This is a genomic window from Gilliamella sp. LMG 34359 (assembly GCF_984569085.1).
On record NZ_OZ474906.1, the window covers coordinates 1,679,688 to 1,703,827 of the forward strand.

Below are 24,140 nucleotides of genomic sequence, written 5' to 3' on the forward strand. Positions count from 1 at the left end.
ATGATTAAATCTATCTATCCTTATTGGCCTGCACCTAGTAATATTCGCGCTTTCACCTCCACTCGAAGTGGAGGGGTAAGCCTTGCTCCTTTTGATAGTCTTAATTTAGGCAGTCGAACAGGAGATGAGCTAAACAATATCGTCGAAAATCGCAGTCGTTTAATAAAATCTGAAAAAATTCCAAGCGAACCTTATTGGTTAAATCAAACCCATAGTACAACCGTACTGGATATCTCAGAAATACAATTAAAACCACCAACAGGGATGATAGGCAGCACGGAACGATTTGAAGCTGATGGCTCGTATACTAGTCAAGTTAATCAGGTTAGCGTGGTATTAACTGCCGATTGCATGCCTGTACTTTTTTGTTCACTCCAAGGCGATCAAGTTGCGGCAGCACATGCTGGCTGGCGAGGATTATGTCATGGTATTTTGGAAGAAACCGCGAAAAAATTTCAATGTGAGACCAATGAAATTCTTGTCTGGCTAGGACCCGCAATTAGTGCACAAAAATTTGAAGTAGGGGTTGAAGTTAAAAGACAGTTTGAAGAACAGGATGCCAATGCGCATTATGCATTCAAATTAATTGACGGCAAACAACAAAAATATCTTGCCGACTTGTATATGATAGCTAAACAGCGATTAAATGCTATCGGCATAACGCAAATTTATGGTGGTAATTATTGCACCTATACCGAGCGAGATCTGTTCTACTCATATCGTCGAGAAAACAAAACGGGAAGAATGGCAACTATGATCTGGTTTGAAAAACATTAAACCAACGGTGATAATCATTACCAGCTTTGATATTGTAACTTGAACCAAGATATCTATTCATTATCTTCTTCGTGATGGCTAATAAACAGTGGTAAAATCCATTTACCGCCAGCTAGCGAATAATCGCCACTAACAGTGTTTTTTTCGCGTAAAACAAAGTCAGCACCATCCCATTGCAAAACAGCAGTAGGAATGTATCCATCTCCGTCAAAACCTAAATCTAGGCATGGTTCCTCATTTATTAAACCATTATTATAGTTCATGCCATGGCGAGTAATGAGTTTAAGTTCTTGATTTGAAGAATCACCGTTGGACTTGTTAACCAACCAATACGCATTCGATTGATTTCTGGTCGTACTCGCTGAACAGAGTACTTCAAGCAATTGATAATTATCATCTAAATTAAAAAGTTTAGGCAAATAATCGTTATCAACAAAAAAGTTGTTAGTTTTATTTCCGGTTAACTCATCAAGCGCATCACACTCCTCAACCTCTCCAGCGCCTTTATTCATATAAACTTCAGGAAAATGAGGAAATTGCTCTAACAGTTGGGTATAAGTTATTGGCATAGCTTCGTAGGAATTGGAGATCGCAGCTCTATTTATCACGGGTATAGCAGCAGCCGGATAAACCTCTGACTCATCTTTAGCACCTTTTTTAATAATAGCCCCAACAGTCCCAACCCGACCTTGCACATCATCCATTTTTAACATAGTGGCATTAAAACCTCTTGCGGACAAATTAATCTTTTGATCTTCAATAACCAACATCACAACATCATCTACACTTTTTAGTGAATTAATAATTACATTAACTTGATTTTCATTAAGTTTATATTGATAGTTGTCAAATGTTAATGGCCCATATTGATGATCATTAATCAATAAATCCACCTGCGTACCGCTAGGGTAATCAACATTTATCTTGATTACCCCATCGATAGACTGTTTTTCACCTGCGTGACGAATGAGGAGCAAATTTGCTTTGCTGACAAAGGCATCATCATTATTAATGGCATAACCCACCGCATAACAAGTTAACGTATTGTCACAAGTTATATGCCAATCAGCATGATGAAACTCAACCGATGCATTGGCATGCGCTGAATAAACACATATGAATAATAAGCCGACTAAAACACGATAAAACATCACTATTACTATTACTAATAAAAAAATATTGGCAAATAATAACGCTATCTTATTAAATTTTAAAGCCTAACTTATGGATAAGATTGCTTTTTTATATTTAGTCGTTAATCGTAAAAGATTATTCAATATTAGCAAACTTGTGCGTTTGCAAACTTAACAGCCACTTATTATCAACACGATTATGGTTAATCAGACCTAACAACTCTATGGTATCAAACATATTCATCTCGCCATTGATTTCGCAAGGCGACAAATAATAACGCTTAGCTTGAATATGCTGCTCAATATAGTAACAAAAATCGATAAATCCTGTCTGTTTCTCTGCGACAATTCGCACTTCATTTGCCGTCGGTTGCACAATTTTATGATAACGACTTTGATAACAAAATTTCGGGCTCAATGCGATATAATCAATCAAAGGGTCGACCTTACCCAGTCCATTACTCTCAATAGCAATATAGTAACCAGCTTGCTTTAACCGAGATAACAGTAAGGGTAAATCTCTAACCATAGTAGGCTCGCCACCAGTGATAATAATATTAGAACTGTTAAATTGCCCAACTATAGCCATTAATTGATCTAAAGTAAGGCGTTTAAACTGACGAAAATTAGTATCGCACCAACTACAATTTAAATTACACCCCGCAAAACGAATAAAAATAGCAGGCATGCCGGTGTTATAACCTTCGCCCTGTAAAGATTCGAAGATTTCAACAATGCGATACTCAATCATTTTTCGCTCCGCTGATACTCGCAATAAGAGGTTGGTGTTTCCCAAAGCTTAATCATCGATACTGGCAAAAAATGTGACAAACGATCGAAAATAAACTTACTCATCCCCTCGGCAGTGGTACGGCAAGGAAAAGCAAAAACTTTACGTTGCATCTGCTGTAAAAGTGTAGCGATTTGACATTCATTAGCACTATCTTGATGATAAAGGAAAGCATGATCTAACTGATCGACAATCTGTTGATTTACAATCAACTTTAGATCAGCATAATCCATTACCATATCGGCACTTGAACCATGGGTAATAAGTTCATCGCTGATCTCGACTAATAAACGGTAGGTATGCCCATGAAGGTTATGACATTTTCCATTATGCCCGTCTAACATATGACAGGCATCAAATTGAAATTCTTTAGCAATTTTAAACATACATATTCCTAGTTTTTTTACGTGGGATGGATCACGAACCACGGTTAGTTAACTTAAAAACGCGGCCAATATAAAGGATAAAAACCATTGTGTCATCTAAATTTTGTCAACATAACTGATTAATTGATGATTTTTCAAATCACTTTATCTTTTGCCAAGGTGCGAGTAAAATAACAGCGTTTTTCTTTTAAAAAATCATCAAAAATATTGTTAATCAGCTCTTGAAATTTATTCTTCCACACTTATTTAGTGATTATGCAAATGGATTGAATGTTTTATACATTTAAACCAAATCTATTGCTTAGGAGATGAATAATATGAGGTTAGATAAACTCACACACAAGTTTCAACAAGCTTTAGCTGATGCACAATCAATCGCATTAGGTAAAGACAATCAATATATAGAGCCTGTACATGTGCTATCAGCCATGTTAAACCAAGATGGTAACAGCATAATTCCCTTACTAGCTGCGTCAGGCGCTAATGTTCAGGTACTACAACAAGAACTGAATCAAGCAATTGAACGTTTACCACAAGTTAAAGGTATTGGTGGCGAAGTTATCCCATCACAAGAATTTATTAGAACCTTAAATCTTTGTGACAAATTATCGCAAAAAAATGGCGATAGCTATATTTCGTCTGAACTATTTATATTAGCGGCACTAGACGAAAAAGGTAGTCTAACGGATATCCTGAAAAAAGCGGGTGTTACCAAAGAAAAATTTAGTCAAGCTGTCAATCAAGTAAGAGGGAATGATAACGTGAATGATCCTAATGCTGAAGAGCAACGTGGTGCACTTAAAAAATACACCATAGATTTAACAGAACGCGCCGAACAAGGCAAGCTTGATCCGGTTATTGGTCGTGATGAAGAGATTCGCCGTACAATACAAGTTTTACAACGCCGAACCAAAAACAATCCAGTGCTAATTGGTGAACCAGGGGTTGGTAAGACGGCTATCGTTGAAGGATTAGCACAACGAATTGTTAACGGTGAAGTACCAGAAGGCTTACGTAACAAACGCGTATTATCCCTAGATATGGGTGCACTAATTGCCGGTGCAAAATACCGTGGTGAATTTGAAGAACGTTTAAAGGCCGTACTAAAAGATATCGCCAAATCTGAAGGTAGTATCATCTTATTTATTGATGAAATACACACTATGGTTGGTGCAGGTAAAAGTGACGGCGCGATGGATGCCGGCAACATGTTAAAACCAGCTTTAGCACGTGGTGAGCTTCACTGCGTTGGGGCAACCACGCTTGATGAATATCGTCAATATATTGAAAAAGATCCGGCATTAGAACGCCGATTCCAAAAAGTCTATGTGGCGGAACCGACCGTTGAAGACACGATTGCTATTTTACGTGGCTTAAAAGAGCGTTATGAACTGCATCACCATGTACAAATTACTGATCCGGCAATTGTTTCTGCGGCAACCTTATCGCATCGTTATATATCTGATCGTATGTTACCAGATAAAGCCATTGACTTAATTGACGAAGCTGCATCAAGCATCCGTATGCAAATGGACTCAAAACCAGAGTCATTGGATCGACTTGAAAGGCGTATTATCCAACTCAAACTTGAACAACAAGCGCTCAAGAAAGAGTCTGATGATGCAAGTAAAAAACGACTAGAGATGTTAAATGATGAACTTGCTGAAAAAGAAAAGGATTATGCATCACTTGAAGAAGAGTGGAAGTCAGAGAAGGCTGCACTTTCGGGCACTCAAAATATCAAGGCCGAGCTGGAAAAAGCGCGTACCGAGATAGAACAGGCTCGCCGAATCGGTGATTTAAACAAGATGTCCGAATTACAATACGGTAAAATTCCCGAGTTAGAAAAGAAACTGGCTTCAGCAACACAGTTAGAAGGCAAAACCATGAAGTTATTGCGTAACAAAGTCACCGATAACGAAATTGCCGAAGTGCTATCTAAAGCAACGGGTATTCCTGTATCAAGAATGCTTGAAAGCGAAAAAGATAAACTACTTCATATGGAAGATGCTTTACATAAACGTGTAATTGGTCAAGACGAAGCCGTTGTTGCCGTAGCTAATGCGATTCGTCGTAGTCGGGCAGGGCTATCTGATCCGAACAAACCGATTGGATCTTTTCTATTCTTAGGACCAACCGGAGTTGGTAAAACTGAACTTTCTAAAGCATTGGCTAACTTCATGTTTGACAGCGATGATGCCATGGTTCGAATCGATATGTCCGAATTTATGGAAAAACATTCTGTGGCTCGCTTAATCGGTGCGCCTCCTGGATATGTAGGTTATGAAGAAGGTGGTTACTTAACTGAAGCGGTTAGACGTCGACCATACTCTGTCATCCTCCTTGATGAGGTCGAAAAAGCTCATCCCGATGTATTTAATATCTTATTACAAGTATTGGATGATGGACGACTAACCGACGGGCAAGGTCGAACTGTCGATTTCCGCAACACGGTAATCATCATGACTTCTAACTTAGGTTCAGACCTCATTCAAGGTCAAATTGAACTTAGTTATGACGAAATGAAAGCTTTAGTCATGACAGTGGTAACCAAACACTTCAGACCGGAATTTATCAACCGAATTGATGAAACAGTGGTATTCCACCCACTAGGCCAAGAAAACATTAAAGCAATTGCCAAAATACAATTAGCACATGTTGAAAAACGCCTAGATGAACGTGGATATGAAATGGATATCTCTGACGCTGCACTTGAACAACTTGCCAAAGTTGGCTTCGACCCAATTTATGGTGCAAGACCGTTAAAACGTGCAATTCAACAAGAGATTGAAAACCCACTCGCGCAACAGATTCTATCTGGCAAATTGGTTCCAGGTAAAAAGATTCATCTCGACCTAGATAATGGTAATATTGTGGCAAAACAATAACTTTATATAGTTGATGATGTGTGGTCGAATACCCCAATATATTAATAAACTCAAAAGCCTGAAAAGTCATTTCAGGCTTTTTTCTATAGCCTTTATATTTATTACATTTAAAAGATGAAATCAATCGCATCTATTTGAATAACGAATTGCAGAATAAGGTTTTTGAAGGTTTATTAAAATTGACTTATAGGTAGGTTAAGAAAGACTAACTGATATAAGATTCAGAATATAAAAAGCCTGACTCCGGTTAAATATCGAAATCAGGCCTTATAAGCTATTTAATAAAAGTGTCTAACTTTATGGGGGCACTTCATTACTTTTCAGGATTATTTTAAATAATTAAAAAAAGCTTATATTACAACGGATTTACATCAGAAAATCTAAAAATATACTTAGGTTCTGTTAACTTAACATCAAAACTTAGACTTGAATCAAAAATACAGGTCTCGTTATCTTTAAAGAATTTACCAGAAAACTTAACTTGTTGACCTTTTTTCATATTAGCAACTTTATCAAATAGAGGAGTATCAGGTTTAAGTAATGTTTTATGGAACTTATCTGATAATGCATTATTTAAAGTTTTAACATATATATTTTTGGCAATTTCAATTTCTAATACAGCGTAACCATCAGAATGCAAATCAATCTTCTTAATAGTTCCTATCCAATCCTTAACTGACAAATTAGTGATACCGTCACAAATCGCCTCGCTTCTCTCTCTTAGGGCACTGTCTTTTTGCATATCATTATTAGCTTTTATAGCTTTATCCATAGCAGTTTTACTTGCTTCAATCAACGTAGTTTGATCTTGAGGATATTGGATTTCAGGAGTTGCTTTTTTATCAGTATCATCCTTGTTACAATACCCAAAAATAGCCACAAAAACTATAAAAATTATAGCAGCGATTAAAATCATCTTAATTTTAAAACTCTTCTTATTTTGGGTGGTTACATTTGTCATAAATCATCCTTTTAATTATGTTGAAAATATATTCTAATAAAAAATTATTAAATTTCAAATAAATATTTATTTTAATCTCAACCAGATATTGCCAATACACTATATTGCATGTCTTAGAATAATTGGGCAGAATAAACATAAACTCGATTAACAACCCCAAAAGAAGCGAGCATGATTAAGCTGATTATTACTGATTTAGATGTGGAACATTCTTAAACAATCAAGGCGACTATGATCGAGCTTTATTTACCCAAGTATATGAACAAATGGCAAAACAAGATGTGCAATTTGTTGCTTGCACAGGCAAATAGTGCGAACGCGTAGAAGAACTTTTTGGTGACTATAGCGATAAAATTTGGATAGTCGGTGATAGTGCTACGGCTATCAAACATAAAGGTGAATTTATCTATCGCTCTTTCATCCAAAACTAACTTGGTCAACGTATAATCAAAACACTTGAGGACGTAAGCCAAGAGCATGTTGTAATTGCCTGTACTGCAAAAGGTGCGGTCATTAAATCCGATCTACCTGCACATCTAAAACAAAAAGTGCGTGGTTCTTATGCCACCATTATTGAGGTCAGTGATTTTAAAAGCGTTACTGATGATTTTATTAAAATCACAGTTTATGATGAAAAAGGTCAATGTCCAAAAACGCGTAACCACCTATCACCTTATGATAACGACGTTTACATTGTAGTATCCGAAGCCGCTTGGATAGATATCACCGAACGCAACGTCCACAAAGGTAAAACCATCAAAAAACTACAACAAATTTTAAAAGTTACCTATCACGAACCATGGCTTTTGGTGATGGTATCAATGACATCGAACTTCTCGAACAAGCCGACTTCAGCTTTGCGATGCGCAATGCCTACGATGAAACCAAAGCCGTAGCTAAATTTATTACCGGTCTAAATGATGAAAGCGCAGTAATGAAAACTATTCAGCTTATGTTAGGCTTACAAAGCAAAACTAATTAAAAGCTACAAATGCATGATATGGAGTTTTTTAAAGCCTTAACATCCACCAATTTTTTAAATTGATGCAAATAATCTTTGATTTTCTCCATTAACTTCCTATTTTTCACTTATTTTAGAAGTTTTTTGCACTTTATTCGCAATTAAGCGCTAAAAATGCGAATCATTATCTTTTAAAATGTCGCATTTATTGAAATACAACCGTATTTGATAGGAAGTATGATGTCTGTATTTACGCTTGATCACCTTTCATCAGGACGAGAGGCTATTATTAAACGCTTGTTACCTGAATCGTTACCTTTTCGTCGTAAACTTTTAGCTATGGGCATGACCCCCGGATGTCAGTTGACTGTTATGCGAATTGCGCCATTAGGTGATCCAATTGAAATAAATCTTCGTGGTTTTCTGCTTTGTTTGCGTCGTCATGAGGCTGCTGCTATTGAAGTCGAGGTTGCTGCATGAAAATTGCCTTAATTGGTAACCCCAACTGTGGTAAAACCACCTTATTTAATTTGTTAACGGGTTCAAAACAGCGTGTTGGTAATTGGCCAGGGGTGACGGTAGAGCATAAGTCTGGTACGTTTGATTATCAAAATCAACATTATGATATTGTGGATTTGCCGGGGACTTATTCGATCGAGCCAGATCCCGCAGGCGTCGCGCAAGATGAATTTATTACACGTCAGTTTTTGTTAACTGATAAGAATAGTTTGATTGTTAATGTTATTGATGCCACTAATTTGCAACGTAGTTTGTATTTAACTTTTCAGTTAATTGATATGCAAGTACCGATGATAATTGTGCTTAATATGGTTGACGCATTGCAAGCTATGGGTGAGAAGTTAAATATTACCAGATTAGCCAAAGTATTAGGTTGTCCGGTTGTGGCGATTTCATCGACACAAAAGCTGGGATTAACTCAGTTTTATCAGCAAATTGAAATTAGCACTCAGGATTTAAAAGCCGCGACACCAACAATAGATACCTTGAGTTGGGATTCACAAACCATTTTTAATCGTTATTTAACGGAGTTACCTGCAACAAGTGCGATTCATCAATTCAATCGTTGGCAATTGATAGAAGCATTGCTTAATGGTGCTGATTCTTCATTAGATTTAGTCGAAAACGAAAAGTTAGATACTTGTCGTCGTTTGTTATCGATCAATTTCGATAATCAAATAGATGTTGCTCTTGCTAGCGCGCGTTACGATACAATTGACGCTGTTTGCAAAATGGTGATCGATAAACCGCGAGAGGCGAGTATTAATATCACTGAGAAATTAGATAAATTGGCCCTAGGACGAATAACCGGTATTCCATTATTTTTATTGGCAATGTATGCCATGTTTTTAGTTGCGATTAATTTTGGTACGGTTTTTGTCGATTTTTTTGATGGCATATTTAGTACCATTTTTGTTGATGGTTTTGCTTACCTATTAAATGTGTTACATGCACCATCATGGTTGACAGTCATTTTAGCAGACGGACTAGGGAATGGTATCACGACAGTGTCGACATTTATTCCTGTGATTGCGGCGATGTTTTTTGTTTTGTCGTTTTTAGAAGATTCAGGTTATTTAGCTCGTGCTGCGATGATTGTCGATCGTTTTATGCGATGTATTGGATTACCTGGTAAAGCTTTTGTGCCGATGCTAATGGGATTTGGTTGTGGCGTGCCAGCAATTATGGGAACGAGAACATTAGATAGCCCACGTGATCGTATTTTATCTATTTGTTTAATTCCTTTTATGTCATGCAGTGCACGCTTACCGATTTATGCTTTGTTTGCTGTCGTTTTTTTCCCTAATTATGCCTCAACTGTGGTTTTTATGTTGTATCTGTTAGGGATTTTTGTGGCGATGCTCACGGGATTCGTCTTAAAAAATACCTTACTTCAAGGTGAATTAACGCCATTTATTATGGAAATGCCTGTTTATCGAATCCCGACTCTACGTAGTATGTTGCGAATAACTTGTCAACGTTTGAAAAGCTTTGTTTTGCGGGCGGGAAAAGCGATCGTGGTGATGGTGACAATACTAAGTGTCTTAAACTCATGGGGTGTTGATGGCTCTTTTGGGCATGAAAACTCTAACGATTCGGTGTTATCAGCTATTGGTCAGAAAGTCACTCCAGCATTTATTCCAATGGGAATCGATAAACAAAATTGGCCAGCAACCGTTGGTATCTTTACTGGGATTTTTGCTAAAGAATCGGTGGTTGCTACATTAAATTCCCTTTATTCAATGGATCATCATGAACAGGAAAATTTTTCGTTTTATGCTGGGATTAAGTCAGCTTTTGCCACCATTCCTGACCATCTTGTTGATTTAGCAAGTTCAATAGGTGATCCGCTTGGCTTGTCTAGCATCAATCAAGATGTGAAAAGCGTACAAAATCAATTGTCCGTCGATTCAAGTACGATATCTAAAATAAGCAGTTCATTTGTTACGTCGACATCTGCCATTGCTTATCTTATTTTTGTTTTACTTTATACCCCGTGTGCAGCAGCATTGGGCACGATTTATCGTGAGGCAGGGCTAAAATGGATGATGTTTGTCGCGGTTTGGACATTTGTCGTCGGTTGGTTATGTGCAACGATATATTACCAATTTAGTTTATTAGGCCAATCGCCATCAGCGCTTTATTGGTTAACTGGTATCGGTTTATTGGTTATTTTGGTATTTATCATTATGCGTAAACTTGGGAGTTTGCCATGCTTCAATCAACACCAGCTACCTACAGCAAAATCACATAAACAATCGGCCTGTTGTGAATAGCGTTAAGTATCTATTAATATGTTAATAACTTCTATCCGCGATTATGTTCAATTAAAAGGACGAGTCAATTTGCAAGATGTGGCTCGTCACTTTCGTTTATCGGCAAGCGCCACCGAACCTATGCTTAATTTTTGGGTGAAAAAAGGAGTGATTAAATTAGTTAATAATGATTTATTAACATGTGCAGGCAAGCAGTGTTCGGCATGCATTAGTTGTCATTTGACCGTTTATCCTAATTATGTGTGGATTGAGTAAGTTAACCTTTAAAGTGATCACCATTAATTCTATTGATAAGTTTGAATTATTGTTGATGTATCAAATGTGTTAATCATTAACCTTTGATTAAATTTTATTACTTTTTTTATTTCACTCCTTAATTTTTACCTAATTTTCACTTTTTTGTTGCGTAAAAAAGCCCAATAATTTTTTTCTTTGAATATCTTTTTTGAGATCTATGTCACAAAAATAAATTTATTTATACCTCAAAATAACAAATGATATTAATATGAACTTATGTTCATTTTAGCGCGTGAAGGAGAATATATGAAGCCTATAGCAATTGGTGCGGATGATGCTGCATTCGAATTCAGGGATAGTATTGTACTATATTTAAAACAACTAGGAATTGAAACGGTCGATTATAGTAGTGATAAACAAGCAACTAATTCATTGTATCCCGATGTGGCAAATGCAGTTGCTTATGCGATTAAAGATAAAAAACATGATAGAGGTATTTTAGTTTGTGGAACGGGAATTGGAATGGCAATCACTGCAAATAAAGTTCCCGGCATTCGTGCCGCACAATGCCATGATGTATTTTCAGCCGAACGAGCAAGAAAGAGTAATAATGCTCACATTATGACCATGGGCGCAAGAGTGATTGGTATCGAATTAGCCAAAAAACTGGTTCATGCGTGGTTAGAATCTGAGTTTGAAGGCGGACGATCAAGCGAAAAAGTACAACGTATTGATTATTATGATAAGTTATATAGTAAGTGATTATCTTACTATTTTATAAGATGTTTTACTTTTGAAATAAATTTAGCTAGTTTAAAATTGCTGATATTTAATTTTAATTGTACCTTGTTTTTATACTATTTTTGATAAAAATAGTCTTAACTGAAACGACTATGTCCTGTCGTTTTATTATTTAATAGATGTTATTATAACAATGTTTAAAAAACATGTAGTAGAGGAATTAGAAGTATGAGTCAATTAGATGAATTTAAAAAGTTAACCGTAGTGGTTGCTGATACCGGTGATATCGATTCAATTAAACAGTTTTCTCCAGAAGATGCAACCACCAATCCCTCCCTTGTTTTAAAAGCTGCTCAACTTCCTCAATATCGTTATTTAATTGATTCTGCTGTTGAAACTGCAAAAAAACTTGGTGGCAGTAAAGAACAACAATTAGTTAATGCCTGTGATCAAGTGGCAGTAAATATCGGTGCTGAAATATTAAAAACCGTACCGGGTCGAATTTCAACCGAAGTCGATGCGCGATTGTCGTTTGATAAACAAGGTTGTATTGAAAAAGCCCGCAGAATTATTGAACTATATCAACAAAAAGGGATTGATAAATCGCGGATTTTAATCAAAATTGCTTCGACTTGGGAAGGAATTAAAGCGGCGGAAGTGTTAGAAAAAGAGGGAATTAACTGTAATTTAACCTTACTGTTTTCATTTGCTCAAGCGCGCGCTTGTGCTGAAGTAAATGCATTTCTTATTTCACCATTTGTTGGTCGTATTTATGATTGGTATCAAGCTAAAAAACCAATCGACCCTTATGTTGCCGATCAAGATCCTGGAGTGGTATCGGTTCGTAATATTTATAACTATTATAAGCAACATGGTTATAAAACGATCGTGATGGGCGCAAGCTTCCGTAAAGTCGATCAGATATTAGCGTTGGCGGGTTGTGACCGTTTAACAATTTCCCCAAATTTATTGGCAGAAATGCAACAATCCAATGCACCAGTTGAGCGAAAATTAAATCCAAATCAAACTGTGGTTGAACGTCCAGCATTAATGACAGAAGCTGAATTTAGATGGCAACACAACAGTGATGCAATGGCAGTTGAAAAACTAGCTGAAGGAATTCGTGCCTTTGCCGTCGATCAGGGTAAACTTGAAGATATGATCGGCGCCTTGCTTTAATTAGCAATAAAAGAGGGGAGATAGTTCCCCTTTTTAATTTTACTATAACCTGTTTTATTCGTCTGTTGACAGCAGGCAATCAATGAATTATTAATTTATTTTTGGAGATTATTATCATGAATGCAACCACACTATCCCACCGCGAACTAGCAAATGCGATAAGAGCATTAAGTATGGATGGCGTGCAAAAAGCAAAATCAGGCCACCCAGGTGCACCTATGGGGATGGCTGATATGGCCGAAGTACTTTGGCGTGGATTTTTAAAACATAATCCAACCAATCCTAATTGGGCTGATCGGGATAGATTTGTATTATCAAATGGTCATGCATCAATGTTAATTTATAGCTTATTACATTTGACTGGTTATAACGTAACGCTTGATGACATAAAAAACTTTCGTCAATTAAATGCTAAAACCGCAGGTCACCCTGAATATGGCCATCTTCCGGGCATTGAAACAACCACAGGCCCATTAGGTCAAGGTATTGCTAATGCTGTTGGTATGGCAATCGCTGAAAGAACATTAGCTGCACAATTTAACAAACCTGCACATACTATTGTTGATCACCATACTTACGTATTTATGGGTGATGGTTGTATGATGGAAGGCATTTCTCATGAAGTTTGTTCATTAGCCGGTACCCTTAAATTAGGCAAACTGATTGCTTTTTATGATGATAATGGTATTTCAATTGATGGTGAAGTCGAAGGTTGGTTTACCGACGATACAGCCAAACGATTTGAAGCATATGGTTGGCATGTGATTCGTGGTATTGATGGACACGATGCGAAAGCATTAGCTCAAGCGGTTGAACAAGCACAAGCAGTGACTGATAAACCATCATTATTAATGTGTAAAACAGTTATCGGCTTTGGTTCTCCAAACAAAGCAGGAAGTCATGATTGCCATGGTGCGCCACTTGGTGATGCTGAAATTGAAGCAACTCGCAAAGCATTAGGTTGGTCTTATCCTGCATTTGACATTCCAAAAGAGTATTATGACGCATGGGATGCGAAAGCAAAAGGTAAACAACGTGAAGACGAATGGAATGCTCGTTTTGATGCGTATGCTAAAGCTTATCCAGATTTAGCCAAAGAATTTAAACGCCGTATGAATGGTGATCTACCAAGCAATTGGCAACAAACAGCTAAAGATTTTGTTAATAAATTACAAGCTAATCCGGCAACTATTGCTACTCGTAAAGCCTCACAAAACGCGATTGAAGCTTTTGCGCCAGTGTTAACTGAATTCTTAGGTGGTTCTGCTGACTTAGCACCAAGTAATTTAACTATGTGGTCAGGCTCTAAAGAAATTTTAGCAAATCCAGCTGGTAACTATATCCACTATGGTGTACGTGAGTTTGGTATGTCAGCTATTATGAATGGTATTGCTCTACATGGTGGCTTTATTCCTTATGGCGCCACTTTCTTGATGTTTATGGAATATGCGCGTAACGCAGTCCGTATGGCAGCGTTAATGAAGATTCGTTCTTTATTTGTCTATACCCATGACTCAATTGGTTTAGGTGAAGATGGCCCAACGCATCAACCAGTAGAACAAATGGCAAGCTTACGTGTAACACCAAATGTAAGTACGTGGCGTCCTTGTGACCAAGTTGAATCAGCTATTGCTTGGCAATACGCGGTTGAACGTAAAGATGGTCCTACTGCACTTATCTTCTCAAGACAAAATCTTAAACAACAAGAACGTACTGAAGAGCAATTAGCTAATGTTTATCGTGGTGGTTATATCTTAAATGATTGTAGCGGTACCCCTGAACTTATCCTTATTGCTACCGGTTCAGAAGTTGAACTTGCCGTTGCTGCATATCATGAACTAACTGCAGCGGGTAGAAAAGTGAGAGTGGTTTCAATGCCATCAACCGATGCATTTGATAAACAAGATCAAGCCTATAAAGAATCAGTATTACCTTCATCTGTAACGGCTCGTTTAGCTATTGAAGCAGGTATTAGTGACTTCTGGTATAAATATGTTGGCCTAAACGGTAAAATTATCGGTATGACAAGCTTCGGTGAATCAGGCCCAGCAGAACAACTGTTTGCTAAGTTTGGCTTTACTGTTGAGAATGTTGTAGAACAGGCGAAAAGTTTGTTGAAATAAATTATAGTTTGCTTAATAGTATAAAACTTCGCTAATAACTTTAGCGGAGTTTTTTTATATGCTTATTTTATGTTTTTTAGGAATTTAATTTTAGTTTTAAAACGCATTTATCGATTATTTTAATCACATATATATCCAACTCCCATTAATAAAAGCCATTTTATAACTTATTGTTTATTATTTGGTTATAAATTTTTCCCCCACCTTGGCACAATCAAAAAATCGATGCTTTTGATAAGCAGATCAAACCTATAAAAAATCAGTATTACCTTCATCTGTAACGGCTCGTTTAGCTATTGAAGCAGGTATTAGTGACTTCTGGTATAAATATGTTGGCCTAAACGGTAAAATTATCGGTATGACAAGCTTCGGTGAATCAGGCCCAGCAGATCAACTGTTTGTTAAGTTTGGTTTTACTGTTGATAATGTTGTTGAACAGGCGAAAAGTTTGTTGAAATAAATTATAGTTTGCTTAATAGTATAAAACTTCGCTAATAACTTTAGCGGAGTTTTTTTATATGCTTATTTTATGTTTTTTGAGGAATTTAATTTTAGTTTTAAAACGCATTTATCGATTATTTTAGTCACTTATATATCCAACTCCCTGTAATGAAAGCCATTTTATAACCTATTGTTTATTATTTGATTTTAAATTTTTCTCCCACCTTGGCACAATCAAAAAATCGATGCTTTTGATAAGCAGATCAAACCTATAAAAAATCACTATTACCATCATCAGTACCGGCTCGCTTAGCTATTGAAGCAGGTATTAGTGACTTCTGTTATAAATATGTTGACCTAAACGGTAAAATTATTGGTATGACAAGCTTCGGTGAATCAGGCCCAGCAGATCAACTGTTTGCTAAGTTTGGTTTTACTGTTGAGAATGTTGTGGAACAGGTGAAAGAATTGATTAAATAATGATAAAAACTCCTTTGACATCAAAGTTTTTAGGAGTTTTTTACTAAAAATAATAATCAATTTATCTACTATTTTATTCAAAAAAAGTGACAATGACTTTTGATGAGATATTTTTATCTGTTGCAGTGATTAGCGCTTGTTCTACATCTTGATATCGATACTCACTAGAGATTAACGGACGAGGATCAATAAGCCCTTGTTCGAGCCACTTAACGGCAATACCGAATTCATCAATAAAACGAAAAGATCCTTTCCACGTTAGTTCTTTAGCTAACATTTGCGCAATCGGATATTGGACAGGACTAGCTCCCATTCCAACTTGTACGACAATACCATTAGCCCGAGTGACCGCAACTGTTGATTCAATTGCTGCAGCGGCGCCACAAGCCTCAAATGTAACATCAAAATAACCTTTATCCTTGCTAAATTCATTAAATATTTCTTTATCTAATGGGCTAATGGCTTTATGGGCTCCCATTTCCAGCGCTATTTTTTGACATCGCTCACTAATATCTGATGCGATAATTTCTACTGCTCCCGATGCTTTTGCTGCGGCGATGATCAACCCACCAATAGGACCAGCTCCCATAACCAGAACTTTTTTTCCGACTAAGCTACCTGCGACATTAATCGCATGAATAGCTACAGTGGTAGGTTCAGAAAAAGCCATAATTTGTGGTGAAATACTACTATCATAAGGAAAACATTGTTCCTCTGATACAACAACATATTCAGAAAACCCACCATGAACATGAGGATTAAATTGAGCACTTCCCATAAATCGCATGTTGGGGCACTCATTTTGTTTGCCTGCTAAACAAAAATCACATTTATTGCAAGGTTGTGATGGATTAATAGCAACTTTTTGACCTACTTTTAATTTAGAATCTATCGGTGCTTTGTGAATTTTCCCCACAAATTCGTGACCAATAACCATGGGATGTTTTAGAACAGATAACCCAGCATGACCTTCTTGATAATAATGAATATCTGATCCACAAATACCACCAGCTTCAACTTTAACAACGATATCGTTAGAGGTATAAACAAGCTCGCGTTCTTTAATACGGATATCTTTTTTGCTATGAGCAAAACAAGCGTTACATTTTAGTTTTTCAGCCATTTGCATACTCCTCCTTGATCATAAAACAGCTAACCAGCCACCATCTACATAAATCACTTGGCCATTAATATAATCGGAGGAAGGAGCGGCAAGAAAAATAGCTGTTCCAATAAGCTCTTCTGTTTTACCCCAACGTTTTGTAGGATTACTATTTTTAACCCAATTATCAAAAGCTTCATCTTTAATTAAAGCTTCATTCATATCAGTTAGAATGTAGCCAGGACCAATCGCATTAGCTTGAATATTAAATTGCCCCCATTCAGCTGCCATTGATTTAGTTAACATTTTTATACCACCTTTTGCGGCAGTATATGGAGCAACCGTCGGACGAGCCTGTTCACTAGTTAACGAACAGATATTAATGAATTTACCGCCTGATTTACGGGCGATCATTCTTTTAGCCGCTTCACGTGAAACTAAAAATGTGCCGGTTAAATGAATATCTACTACACGTTGCCAATCTTTTAATTCGAGCTCAACCATTGGTTGTCGATGTTGAATTCCTGCATTATTAATGACAATATCAACATGAATACCATCCTTATCCATAAGGTTAAACGCATTAATAATTTGTTCTTCTTTAGCAACATCAATAACATAACCAGTTACTTTATAACCTTTAGCTTTTAATTTATTTACCGCTTCATTAAGAGGCTCCTGATGAAGATCACTCAGTATAATATTAGCACCAGCAGAGGCTAAACCCTCCGCGTAAGAAAAACCTAATCCTCGTGCAGAACCGGTTATCAAAGCAGTTTTTCCTGTTAAATCAAATAATTTATGCATTATATTTGTCCTTTAAAATTTGTTGTATGTTTAATAATATTGGCGAGATACATTGTCATACATTTACTTGTATTATGACATACAAGATGTTGTTAGAATGCATTTAGCTTTTATTTTGATCAAGAAGAGAGTATTAATTTTGTGATCAAGTCTACAAAATTAATCGAGAATTTTGATAACGAATTGATTAAAAGCATTGATAAAATAGGAACAATCAGCTGTAATATCATTAATAATAATCAAAAGATGATAAAAGTAATGATTCAATCAATTCCAAAAAATAATATAGTTGATTCAGTCTATGAACAGATGTTAAGTAAAATACTAGATGGAAGCTGGCCTGAAGAGAGTAAATTACCATCTGAATTTGAATTAACCGATCTTTTTAGTGTCAGTCGTACCAGCATTCGTAGTGCGGTGCAAAAGTTACGTGATTTGGGGATTATCTATACAAAACATGGTATGGGTTCTTTTGTCTCTAAAAATTTGAATAAGAATAAAATATTGAATATTAATCAACCCATTATGCATTTAAGTCAAGAAGAATTTACTGACATGATGGTTTTTAGACAAACGGTTGAATTTAAATGTATTGAACTTGCTGCTATCAATGCTAATGAGCAAGATATCTTAGCAATCGAAGAAGCGCTAAACCGTATGTTAATAAATAAGAATGATTACAAAAAATATTCACAAGCTGATTTAGACTTTCATATTGCGATTATAGAGGCATCACATAACAAAATATTTATTAATATTATTCATACTATTAAGGATGTGTATTATTATTATTTAGAAGAGCTAAATCGAGTGTTAGGCATAACACTCGAAAGTATTGAAGCTCATATTAAAGTCTTTATGGCCATCAAAGAGCATGATGTTATTACAGCAAAACTCTCACTTGATAATGCAATGAAAACCAATGTTGTTGCAATTAATAAACTAAAAGAAGAAGTTTGATCAATGCTAATTTAAAAAACTTGCATACTATCTGAGATAGTGTTATTTTTAATTTGCGAGATACGATGTCATACAAGTTAGTTGGAAAACAAGTATACATCGGAGATTTTATGTTAAAAATAACAAATGTGAAAACTATCTTAACAGCACCGGGTGGAATAGATTTGGTTGTTGTTAAGATTGAAACCAACCAAGACGGTCTATATGGTCTAGGCTGCGCAACATTTACCCAACGAATTTTTGCAGTTGAAGCTGCAATAAACGACTACATTAAACCATTTCTTATAGGTAAAGATCCCCGTCGAATCGAAGATTTATGGCAATCAGCCGTGGTTAGCGGCTATTGGCGTAATGGTCCAGTAATGAATAATGCTGTATCTGCTATGGACATGGCACTTTGGGACATTAAAGGTAAAATGGCAAACATGCCTGTCTATGAGCTGTTAGGCGGAAAATGTCGTGATGGTATTCCTCTTTATCGCCATTGTGATGGTGGGGATGCTATTGCTGCCGAAGACAATATTCGCGCCGCCATGGAAGAGGGGTATCAATATGTTCGTTGCCAGATGGGGATGTATGGTGGCGCTGGCACTGAAGATCTCAAATTGATCAATACTCAATATGATAAAGCCAAAAATATTCACCCTAAACGTTCACCTCATAACAAAACTGCTGGTATCTATTTCGATCCTGATGCATATGCGCGCAGTATTCCTAAGTTTTTTGACCATCTACGCAATAAAATTGGTTTTGATGTCGAATTTATTCATGATGTTCATGAACGAATTCAACCGATTGCAGCACTGCAAATGGCAAAAAGTTTAGAGGATTATCGTTTATTTTATTTAGAAGATCCTGTTGCTCCTGAAAATGTAGATTTTTTAAATGTTATGCGCCAACAAACTTCAACACCAATTGCAATGGGGGAACTTTTTGTCCATATTGCAGAATATAAGCATCTAATTACCCAACATTTAATTGATTTTATCCGTTGTCATATCAGTATGATTGGCGGAATAACACCCGCTAAAAAATTAGCGACACTTTGTGAATTACATGGTGTCCGGACCGCATGGCATGGTCCTGGTGATATTTCACCTGTAGGTGTTGCTGCCAATATGCATATTGATTTAAGTATTACTAACCTAGGTATTCAAGAATACACCCCAATGAACGATGACCTGCGAGAAGTGTTCCCAGGTTGTCCTGAAATTGATCAGGGCTATGCTTATCTAAGTGATAGACCAGGATTAGGCATCGATATTGATGAACAAAAAGCGAAAAAATTTCCAGTGATTGGTGGATTACCGTCATGGACAAACGCCCGTACCCCCGATGGAACAGCGGCACGGCCATAATCATTAATTGAGTTAGCTAATTCCAAGTAATTATTTGCGGATCGATATTCAAAATCTTAAAAAAATATAAACAACTGAGTTAGCTAATTTTGCAATCATTTGATTAATTTATATCTAAAGGTTACAAAGTATGAATACGTTAAAAAAGGTAGACAAGGAAAGAAATACTGCCGATTTAGTCAGGGCAGCGATGTCAGGTTGGTTGGGAACGGCATTAGAGTTTATGGATTTTCAGTTATATTCACTGGGAGCAGCATTAGTTTTCCATCAAATATTTTTTCCTGAACAATCTGCCGCTATGGCCTTAATTCTGGCAATGGGGACTTATGGTGCAGGTTATATTGCTCGGATTGCTGGTGCATTTATTTTTGGCAGAATGGGAGATAAAATTGGACGAAAAAAGATTCTTTTCATCACTATTACCATGATGGGGCTTTGTACAACATTAATTGGAGTACTACCTACCTATGCTCAAGTCGGTATTTTAGCACCGTTATTACTTGTTTTATTGAGAATAATTCAAGGATTAGGGGCTGGCGCTGAAATTTCAGGCGCCAGAACCATGCTAGCAGAATATGCACCCAAAGGTCGAAAAGGTATTATTGCTTCATTAGTTGCAATGGGAACCAACTGTGGCACCTTGTCAGCAACAGCTATTTGGGCAATTATGTTTTATTTATTTGATAGTGAACAACTATTAGCTTGGGGATGGAGAATTCCATTTTTAGCAAGTGCTGTGGTAATGTTATTTGCTATTTGGTTACGTTTAAACCTCAAAGAAAGTCCTGTTTTTGAAGAGGTAAATGACGGTAAACAGGTTATAAAAAATAAATCATATATTGAAATATTCAAAGGTAAATCCTTTTGGCTCGCAACTGGATTACGATTCGGTCAAGCAGGAAATTCAGGGTTGATACAAACATTCTTAGCGGGTTATATGGTGCAAACGTTACTATTTAGTAAGTCAATACCCACCGACGCAATGTTAATTAGTTCATTTGTTGGATTTTTAGTAATACTATTATCCGGATGGCTATCAGATAAATTTGGTCGAAAACCTATCTATATTTTATTAACTATTGGTTCAATAATACTTGCTTATCCAATGATTTCAATTATTTTGGATAAAAGCTATCAGCCAAGTATTATTATGTTATGTCTAATTATTATTCACAATATTGCCGTATTAGGACAAGCGGCAATTGAAGCAATCACGATGGCTGAAATGTTTGGTTCTCGCAGCCGATTTGCATCAATGGCTGTTGCTAACGAAATTGGCGGTTTATTGGCAGTTGGCTTAGGACCACTATTTGCTGGGATATTTTGTAATATAACAGGATCATGGTGGCCGATTGTCGCCATGATTGTTTTTTATTCAGGCGTAGGGTTGATATCGGCGATTATTATGCCAGAAGTTGCAGATAGGAACCTTGAAGATCCTAAAGATGCTGCTGAGAAGTAATTAAATTTAGCAATTTGCGTAATAAACCCTCTGATGTAAAGAGAGGGTTTTTTTATCAAACCCAGCAGATCAACTGTTTGCTAAGTTTGGCTTTACTGTTGAGAATGTTGTAGAACAGGCGAAAAGTTTGTTGAAATAAATTATAGTTTGCTTAATAGTATAAAACTTCGCTAATAACTTTAGCGGAGTTTTTTTTATATGCTTATTTTATGTTTCTATGAATTTTAATCTTAGATTTAAAACGCATTTATCGATTATTTTAATCACATATATATCCAACTCCCAGTAATGCAAGCCATTTTATAACCTATTGTTTATTATTTGGTTATAAATTTTTCTCCCACCTTGGCACAATCAAAACACCACACATTGGACCCAAAATCAATATCACTTTGTTTTAAGCTATCTTAGACTTTTTACTAACAAATGTGTGGAGGATGTCACATGTATTTAGATGAACGAAGTGCTATATTACTGAAAGAGATTTTGTCTCATCTCAATATAACCAGCATGGATTTGCAAGCGAGGTTAAATTTAACTCGAAGACAAATTGATTATAGTTTTAATAAAATTAATAGTTGGTTAGAAAAGCAAACTTATCCCAAAATACATCGAAGTTCAAATGGTCAATTTGTGGTTGAGCCTGATTTATTTCAATTGGTCTCCGATCTCAAACCACAAGAAAAGGCAAAGCAACGCTATATTCCCTCCGAAAAAGAACGCATTAGTTTAATCATCTTAATGTTAGTTGCGAGCACTGAAAAATTATCTCTTAACCATTTTATTTTTGGTTTATCCGTCAGTAAAAATACCGTGTTAAATGATTTAAAACTGACCCAAAATGCGCTAAACAAATACCAAATAGATATCTGTTATTTTCGAAAAACAGGTTATCAAATTAAAGGTGATGAATGGCGAATTCGTACCGCCTTCATTTATGCTCTAGAACATATTATGGAGAGTTTTTGTGGTGAATTGGCGGTTAGTGAATTCACCGGTATAAATATCGACACCATTGAAAAACATCGGCAAAATTTAGAGCAGGTCGAGGAACAATTAAAAATCCGTTTTATTGACAAAAAAATGCGGATTTTGCCTTATATCTTAGAGACAATTTTTAGGCGAATTAAAAAAAATTCGATTATTGCAGCTGATTTTTTAATCGATTATACCGAACTATCTGATACGCGAGAATATAACGCAACTGAAATACTCATTGGTAATCGAAATAATATTCCTCAACCAGAAAGATTTTATATCACTTTGCAGTTGTTAATCTCTAATGTTCTCTTAGAACAATTACAAACCGCTAAACCAATCAATAAATATAAACAAGAACTGCGCGCAGCGTTAGTCAAGATCATTGATGAGTTTGAAAAAAATGCTGTCGTTGTATTACAAAATAAAGATCTCTTATTAGAAAGGCTTTATGCACATATTAAGCCAGCCTATTATCGAATTAAATATAAATTAGCAACTGATTATGCTAACGCGTTTGATGAAATTGATAGTGAATTCAATATTATTCATTTTTTTATCAAACAATCCCTAAAACCGTTAGAAGAGGTTATTGGCACCAAGATTCCTGATAATGAAAGTATGCTAATAGCGTTGTTTTTTGGTGGTCATTTAATCGAAATAAATGAGAATTTTAATTCGCCAATTAAAGCCGTTATTGTTTGTTCTGGTAGTTTATCCATTCTTCGAATTATGGATAAGACATTACGATCGATTTTTCCAGAGATCATGTTTTATCCTGCCATGTCTGCCCGGCAATTTGAGCAAACCAATGTAATTTATGATGTGGTTTTTACCACCATACCTATTTATACCTCAAAAACCATGTTCATCATCAATCAAGTTATGAACGAAAAAGAACAATATGATCTTAGATGTCGAGTTATGCGCACGGTGTATAACATTGAATGCAATATTATCGGCGTTGAAGAGCTGATGAGATTGATTGATAAATATACCATTATTCAAGAAAGAAAAAAATTAGAGCGAGCAATTGTTGACTCATTAGCTTCAACATCAAATTTACTGGAACATCAAAAAGAGACTCAAAAGAATCTTGCCGAGCTTTTAACGCTTACCCATATAACGAAAACCGATAGCGTTGCAACTTGGCATGATTCAATTCGTTTAGCTGCCCAACCATTATTAAATGAAAATTTAATTAGCCAAACTTACGTTGAGGCAATGATCTCTCGTTATCCAGAAATCAGTGAAAGTATCGTTCTGCGACTGGCTATCGCCATTCCTCATGCCGAAATTGAGAAAGGTGCAAACCAGCTTTGTATGAGTCTTTTACATATTAAGCAAGGTATTGGTAGTGAACAACTCGGCAAACTCCATTTTGTGGTGGTTATTGCTGCAACAGATAGGCGATCACATTTCACTGCATTATTGCAACTAATGGAGTTAGCTAACGATCGTTCAATATTAAAAAAACTACATGATACCACTACTTCAGAACAGTTATATCAAGAAATACAAATGTTTGTGTCTCAAAATGAATTCAAATTAAAACAAAAAGTTATATTACAGGAGAATTAA

Annotated in this window: 18 protein-coding genes, 3 pseudogenes and 1 riboswitch; of the genes and pseudogenes, 15 read left to right on the forward strand and 6 right to left on the reverse strand. The window is 36.1% G+C overall.

The window, feature by feature from the left end; translation table 11 throughout:
* Window positions 1-3: 3 nt before the first annotated feature.
* Entirely contained in the window at window positions 4-777 is a 774-nt protein-coding gene (gene pgeF / locus AC5LXV_RS07775) for a peptidoglycan editing factor PgeF (protein ID WP_493467976.1), read from the forward strand.
* Between the two features lie 53 nt (window positions 778-830).
* On the opposite strand, the gene AC5LXV_RS07780 is transcribed toward pgeF, so the two are convergent.
* From AC5LXV_RS07780 to queD, 3 genes are all read right to left on the reverse strand, one after another.
* Entirely contained in the window at window positions 831-1,928 is a 1,098-nt protein-coding gene (locus AC5LXV_RS07780) for a DUF1176 domain-containing protein (protein ID WP_493467881.1), read from the reverse strand.
* Window positions 1,929-2,046: 118 nt separating this feature from the next.
* Window positions 2,047-2,661, reverse strand: coding sequence for a 7-carboxy-7-deazaguanine synthase QueE (locus AC5LXV_RS07785; RefSeq protein WP_493467882.1), 615 nt, complete (start codon window positions 2,659-2,661; stop codon window positions 2,047-2,049).
* The gene (queD, locus tag AC5LXV_RS07790) at window positions 2,658-3,086 is read right to left on the reverse strand and encodes a 6-carboxytetrahydropterin synthase QueD (RefSeq protein WP_493467883.1); all 429 of its coding nucleotides are present in this window, start codon (window positions 3,084-3,086) and stop codon (window positions 2,658-2,660) included. Before queD ends, AC5LXV_RS07785 begins: the two co-directional genes overlap by 4 nt.
* Window positions 3,087-3,088: 2 nt before the next feature.
* Window positions 3,089-3,134: riboswitch (PreQ1 riboswitch) on the reverse strand.
* Window positions 3,135-3,403: 269 nt separating this feature from the next.
* Between queD and clpB the strand changes: the two genes are divergently transcribed.
* Window positions 3,404-5,974, forward strand: a complete 2,571-nt coding sequence (clpB, locus tag AC5LXV_RS07795) for an ATP-dependent chaperone ClpB (RefSeq protein WP_493467884.1) — start codon at window positions 3,404-3,406, stop codon at window positions 5,972-5,974.
* Window positions 5,975-6,329: 355 nt separating this feature from the next.
* On the opposite strand, the gene AC5LXV_RS07800 is transcribed toward clpB, so the two are convergent.
* Window positions 6,330-6,935, reverse strand: coding sequence for a hypothetical protein (locus tag AC5LXV_RS07800; protein WP_493467885.1), 606 nt, complete (start codon window positions 6,933-6,935; stop codon window positions 6,330-6,332).
* 171 nt (window positions 6,936-7,106) lie between these two features.
* On the opposite strand from AC5LXV_RS07800, the pseudogene AC5LXV_RS07805 reads away from it, so the two are divergent.
* The 9 genes and pseudogenes from AC5LXV_RS07805 to AC5LXV_RS07845 all read left to right on the forward strand — a co-directional run.
* Window positions 7,107-7,917, forward strand: a pseudogene (locus AC5LXV_RS07805) (HAD-IIB family hydrolase).
* 219 nt (window positions 7,918-8,136) lie between these two features.
* Window positions 8,137-8,376, forward strand: coding sequence for a FeoA family protein (locus tag AC5LXV_RS07810; RefSeq protein WP_110433973.1), 240 nt, complete (start codon window positions 8,137-8,139; stop codon window positions 8,374-8,376).
* Window positions 8,373-10,691, forward strand: a complete 2,319-nt coding sequence (feoB, locus tag AC5LXV_RS07815; RefSeq protein WP_493467886.1) for a Fe(2+) transporter permease subunit FeoB — start codon at window positions 8,373-8,375, stop codon at window positions 10,689-10,691. Before AC5LXV_RS07810 ends, feoB begins: the two co-directional genes overlap by 4 nt.
* Window positions 10,692-10,709: 18 nt before the next feature.
* On the forward strand, window positions 10,710-10,946 hold the full coding sequence (locus AC5LXV_RS07820) for a FeoC-like transcriptional regulator (RefSeq protein ID WP_493460423.1): 237 nt from the start codon (window positions 10,710-10,712) through the stop codon (window positions 10,944-10,946).
* 288 nt (window positions 10,947-11,234) lie between these two features.
* A complete protein-coding gene (rpiB, locus tag AC5LXV_RS07825; RefSeq protein ID WP_493446288.1) occupies window positions 11,235-11,690 on the forward strand; it encodes a ribose 5-phosphate isomerase B in 456 nt (151 codons plus the stop codon).
* A gap of 207 nt (window positions 11,691-11,897) precedes the next feature.
* Window positions 11,898-12,848, forward strand: a complete 951-nt coding sequence (tal, locus tag AC5LXV_RS07830) for a transaldolase (RefSeq protein ID WP_110423768.1) — start codon at window positions 11,898-11,900, stop codon at window positions 12,846-12,848.
* A 116-nt stretch (window positions 12,849-12,964) separates the two neighbouring features.
* Window positions 12,965-14,971 carry a transketolase gene (gene tkt, locus AC5LXV_RS07835; RefSeq protein ID WP_493467887.1) on the forward strand — a complete coding sequence of 669 codons (2,007 nt, stop codon included), beginning with the start codon at window positions 12,965-12,967 and terminating at the stop codon, window positions 14,969-14,971.
* 241 nt (window positions 14,972-15,212) lie between these two features.
* Window positions 15,213-15,431: pseudogene (locus AC5LXV_RS07840) on the forward strand (transketolase-like TK C-terminal-containing protein); the annotation flags it as partial.
* A 225-nt stretch (window positions 15,432-15,656) separates the two neighbouring features.
* Window positions 15,657-15,892, forward strand: a pseudogene (locus AC5LXV_RS07845) (transketolase-like TK C-terminal-containing protein); the annotation flags it as partial.
* A 73-nt stretch (window positions 15,893-15,965) separates the two neighbouring features.
* On the opposite strand, the gene idnD reads toward AC5LXV_RS07845, so the two are convergent.
* Both idnD and AC5LXV_RS07855 read right to left on the reverse strand, forming a co-directional pair.
* The gene (idnD, locus tag AC5LXV_RS07850) at window positions 15,966-17,021 is read right to left on the reverse strand and encodes an L-idonate 5-dehydrogenase (RefSeq protein WP_493467888.1); all 1,056 of its coding nucleotides are present in this window, start codon (window positions 17,019-17,021) and stop codon (window positions 15,966-15,968) included.
* A 12-nt stretch (window positions 17,022-17,033) separates the two neighbouring features.
* Window positions 17,034-17,801, reverse strand: a complete 768-nt coding sequence (locus tag AC5LXV_RS07855; protein ID WP_493467889.1) for an SDR family oxidoreductase — start codon at window positions 17,799-17,801, stop codon at window positions 17,034-17,036.
* 258 nt (window positions 17,802-18,059) lie between these two features.
* Here AC5LXV_RS07855 and AC5LXV_RS07860 point away from each other — a divergent pair, with 258 nt between their 5' ends.
* From AC5LXV_RS07860 to AC5LXV_RS07875, 4 genes are all read left to right on the forward strand, one after another.
* Complete coding sequence (locus tag AC5LXV_RS07860) at window positions 18,060-18,761, forward strand: FadR/GntR family transcriptional regulator (protein ID WP_493467890.1); 702 nt, start codon at window positions 18,060-18,062, stop codon at window positions 18,759-18,761.
* A gap of 110 nt (window positions 18,762-18,871) precedes the next feature.
* Window positions 18,872-20,119 (forward strand): enolase C-terminal domain-like protein, encoded by a 1,248-nt coding sequence (locus tag AC5LXV_RS07865; RefSeq protein WP_493467891.1) that lies wholly within the window; start codon window positions 18,872-18,874, stop codon window positions 20,117-20,119.
* 130 nt (window positions 20,120-20,249) lie between these two features.
* On the forward strand, window positions 20,250-21,581 hold the full coding sequence (locus tag AC5LXV_RS07870; RefSeq protein WP_493467892.1) for an MFS transporter: 1,332 nt from the start codon (window positions 20,250-20,252) through the stop codon (window positions 21,579-21,581).
* A 444-nt stretch (window positions 21,582-22,025) separates the two neighbouring features.
* A complete protein-coding gene (locus AC5LXV_RS07875; RefSeq protein ID WP_493467893.1) occupies window positions 22,026-24,140 on the forward strand; it encodes a BglG family transcription antiterminator in 2,115 nt (704 codons plus the stop codon).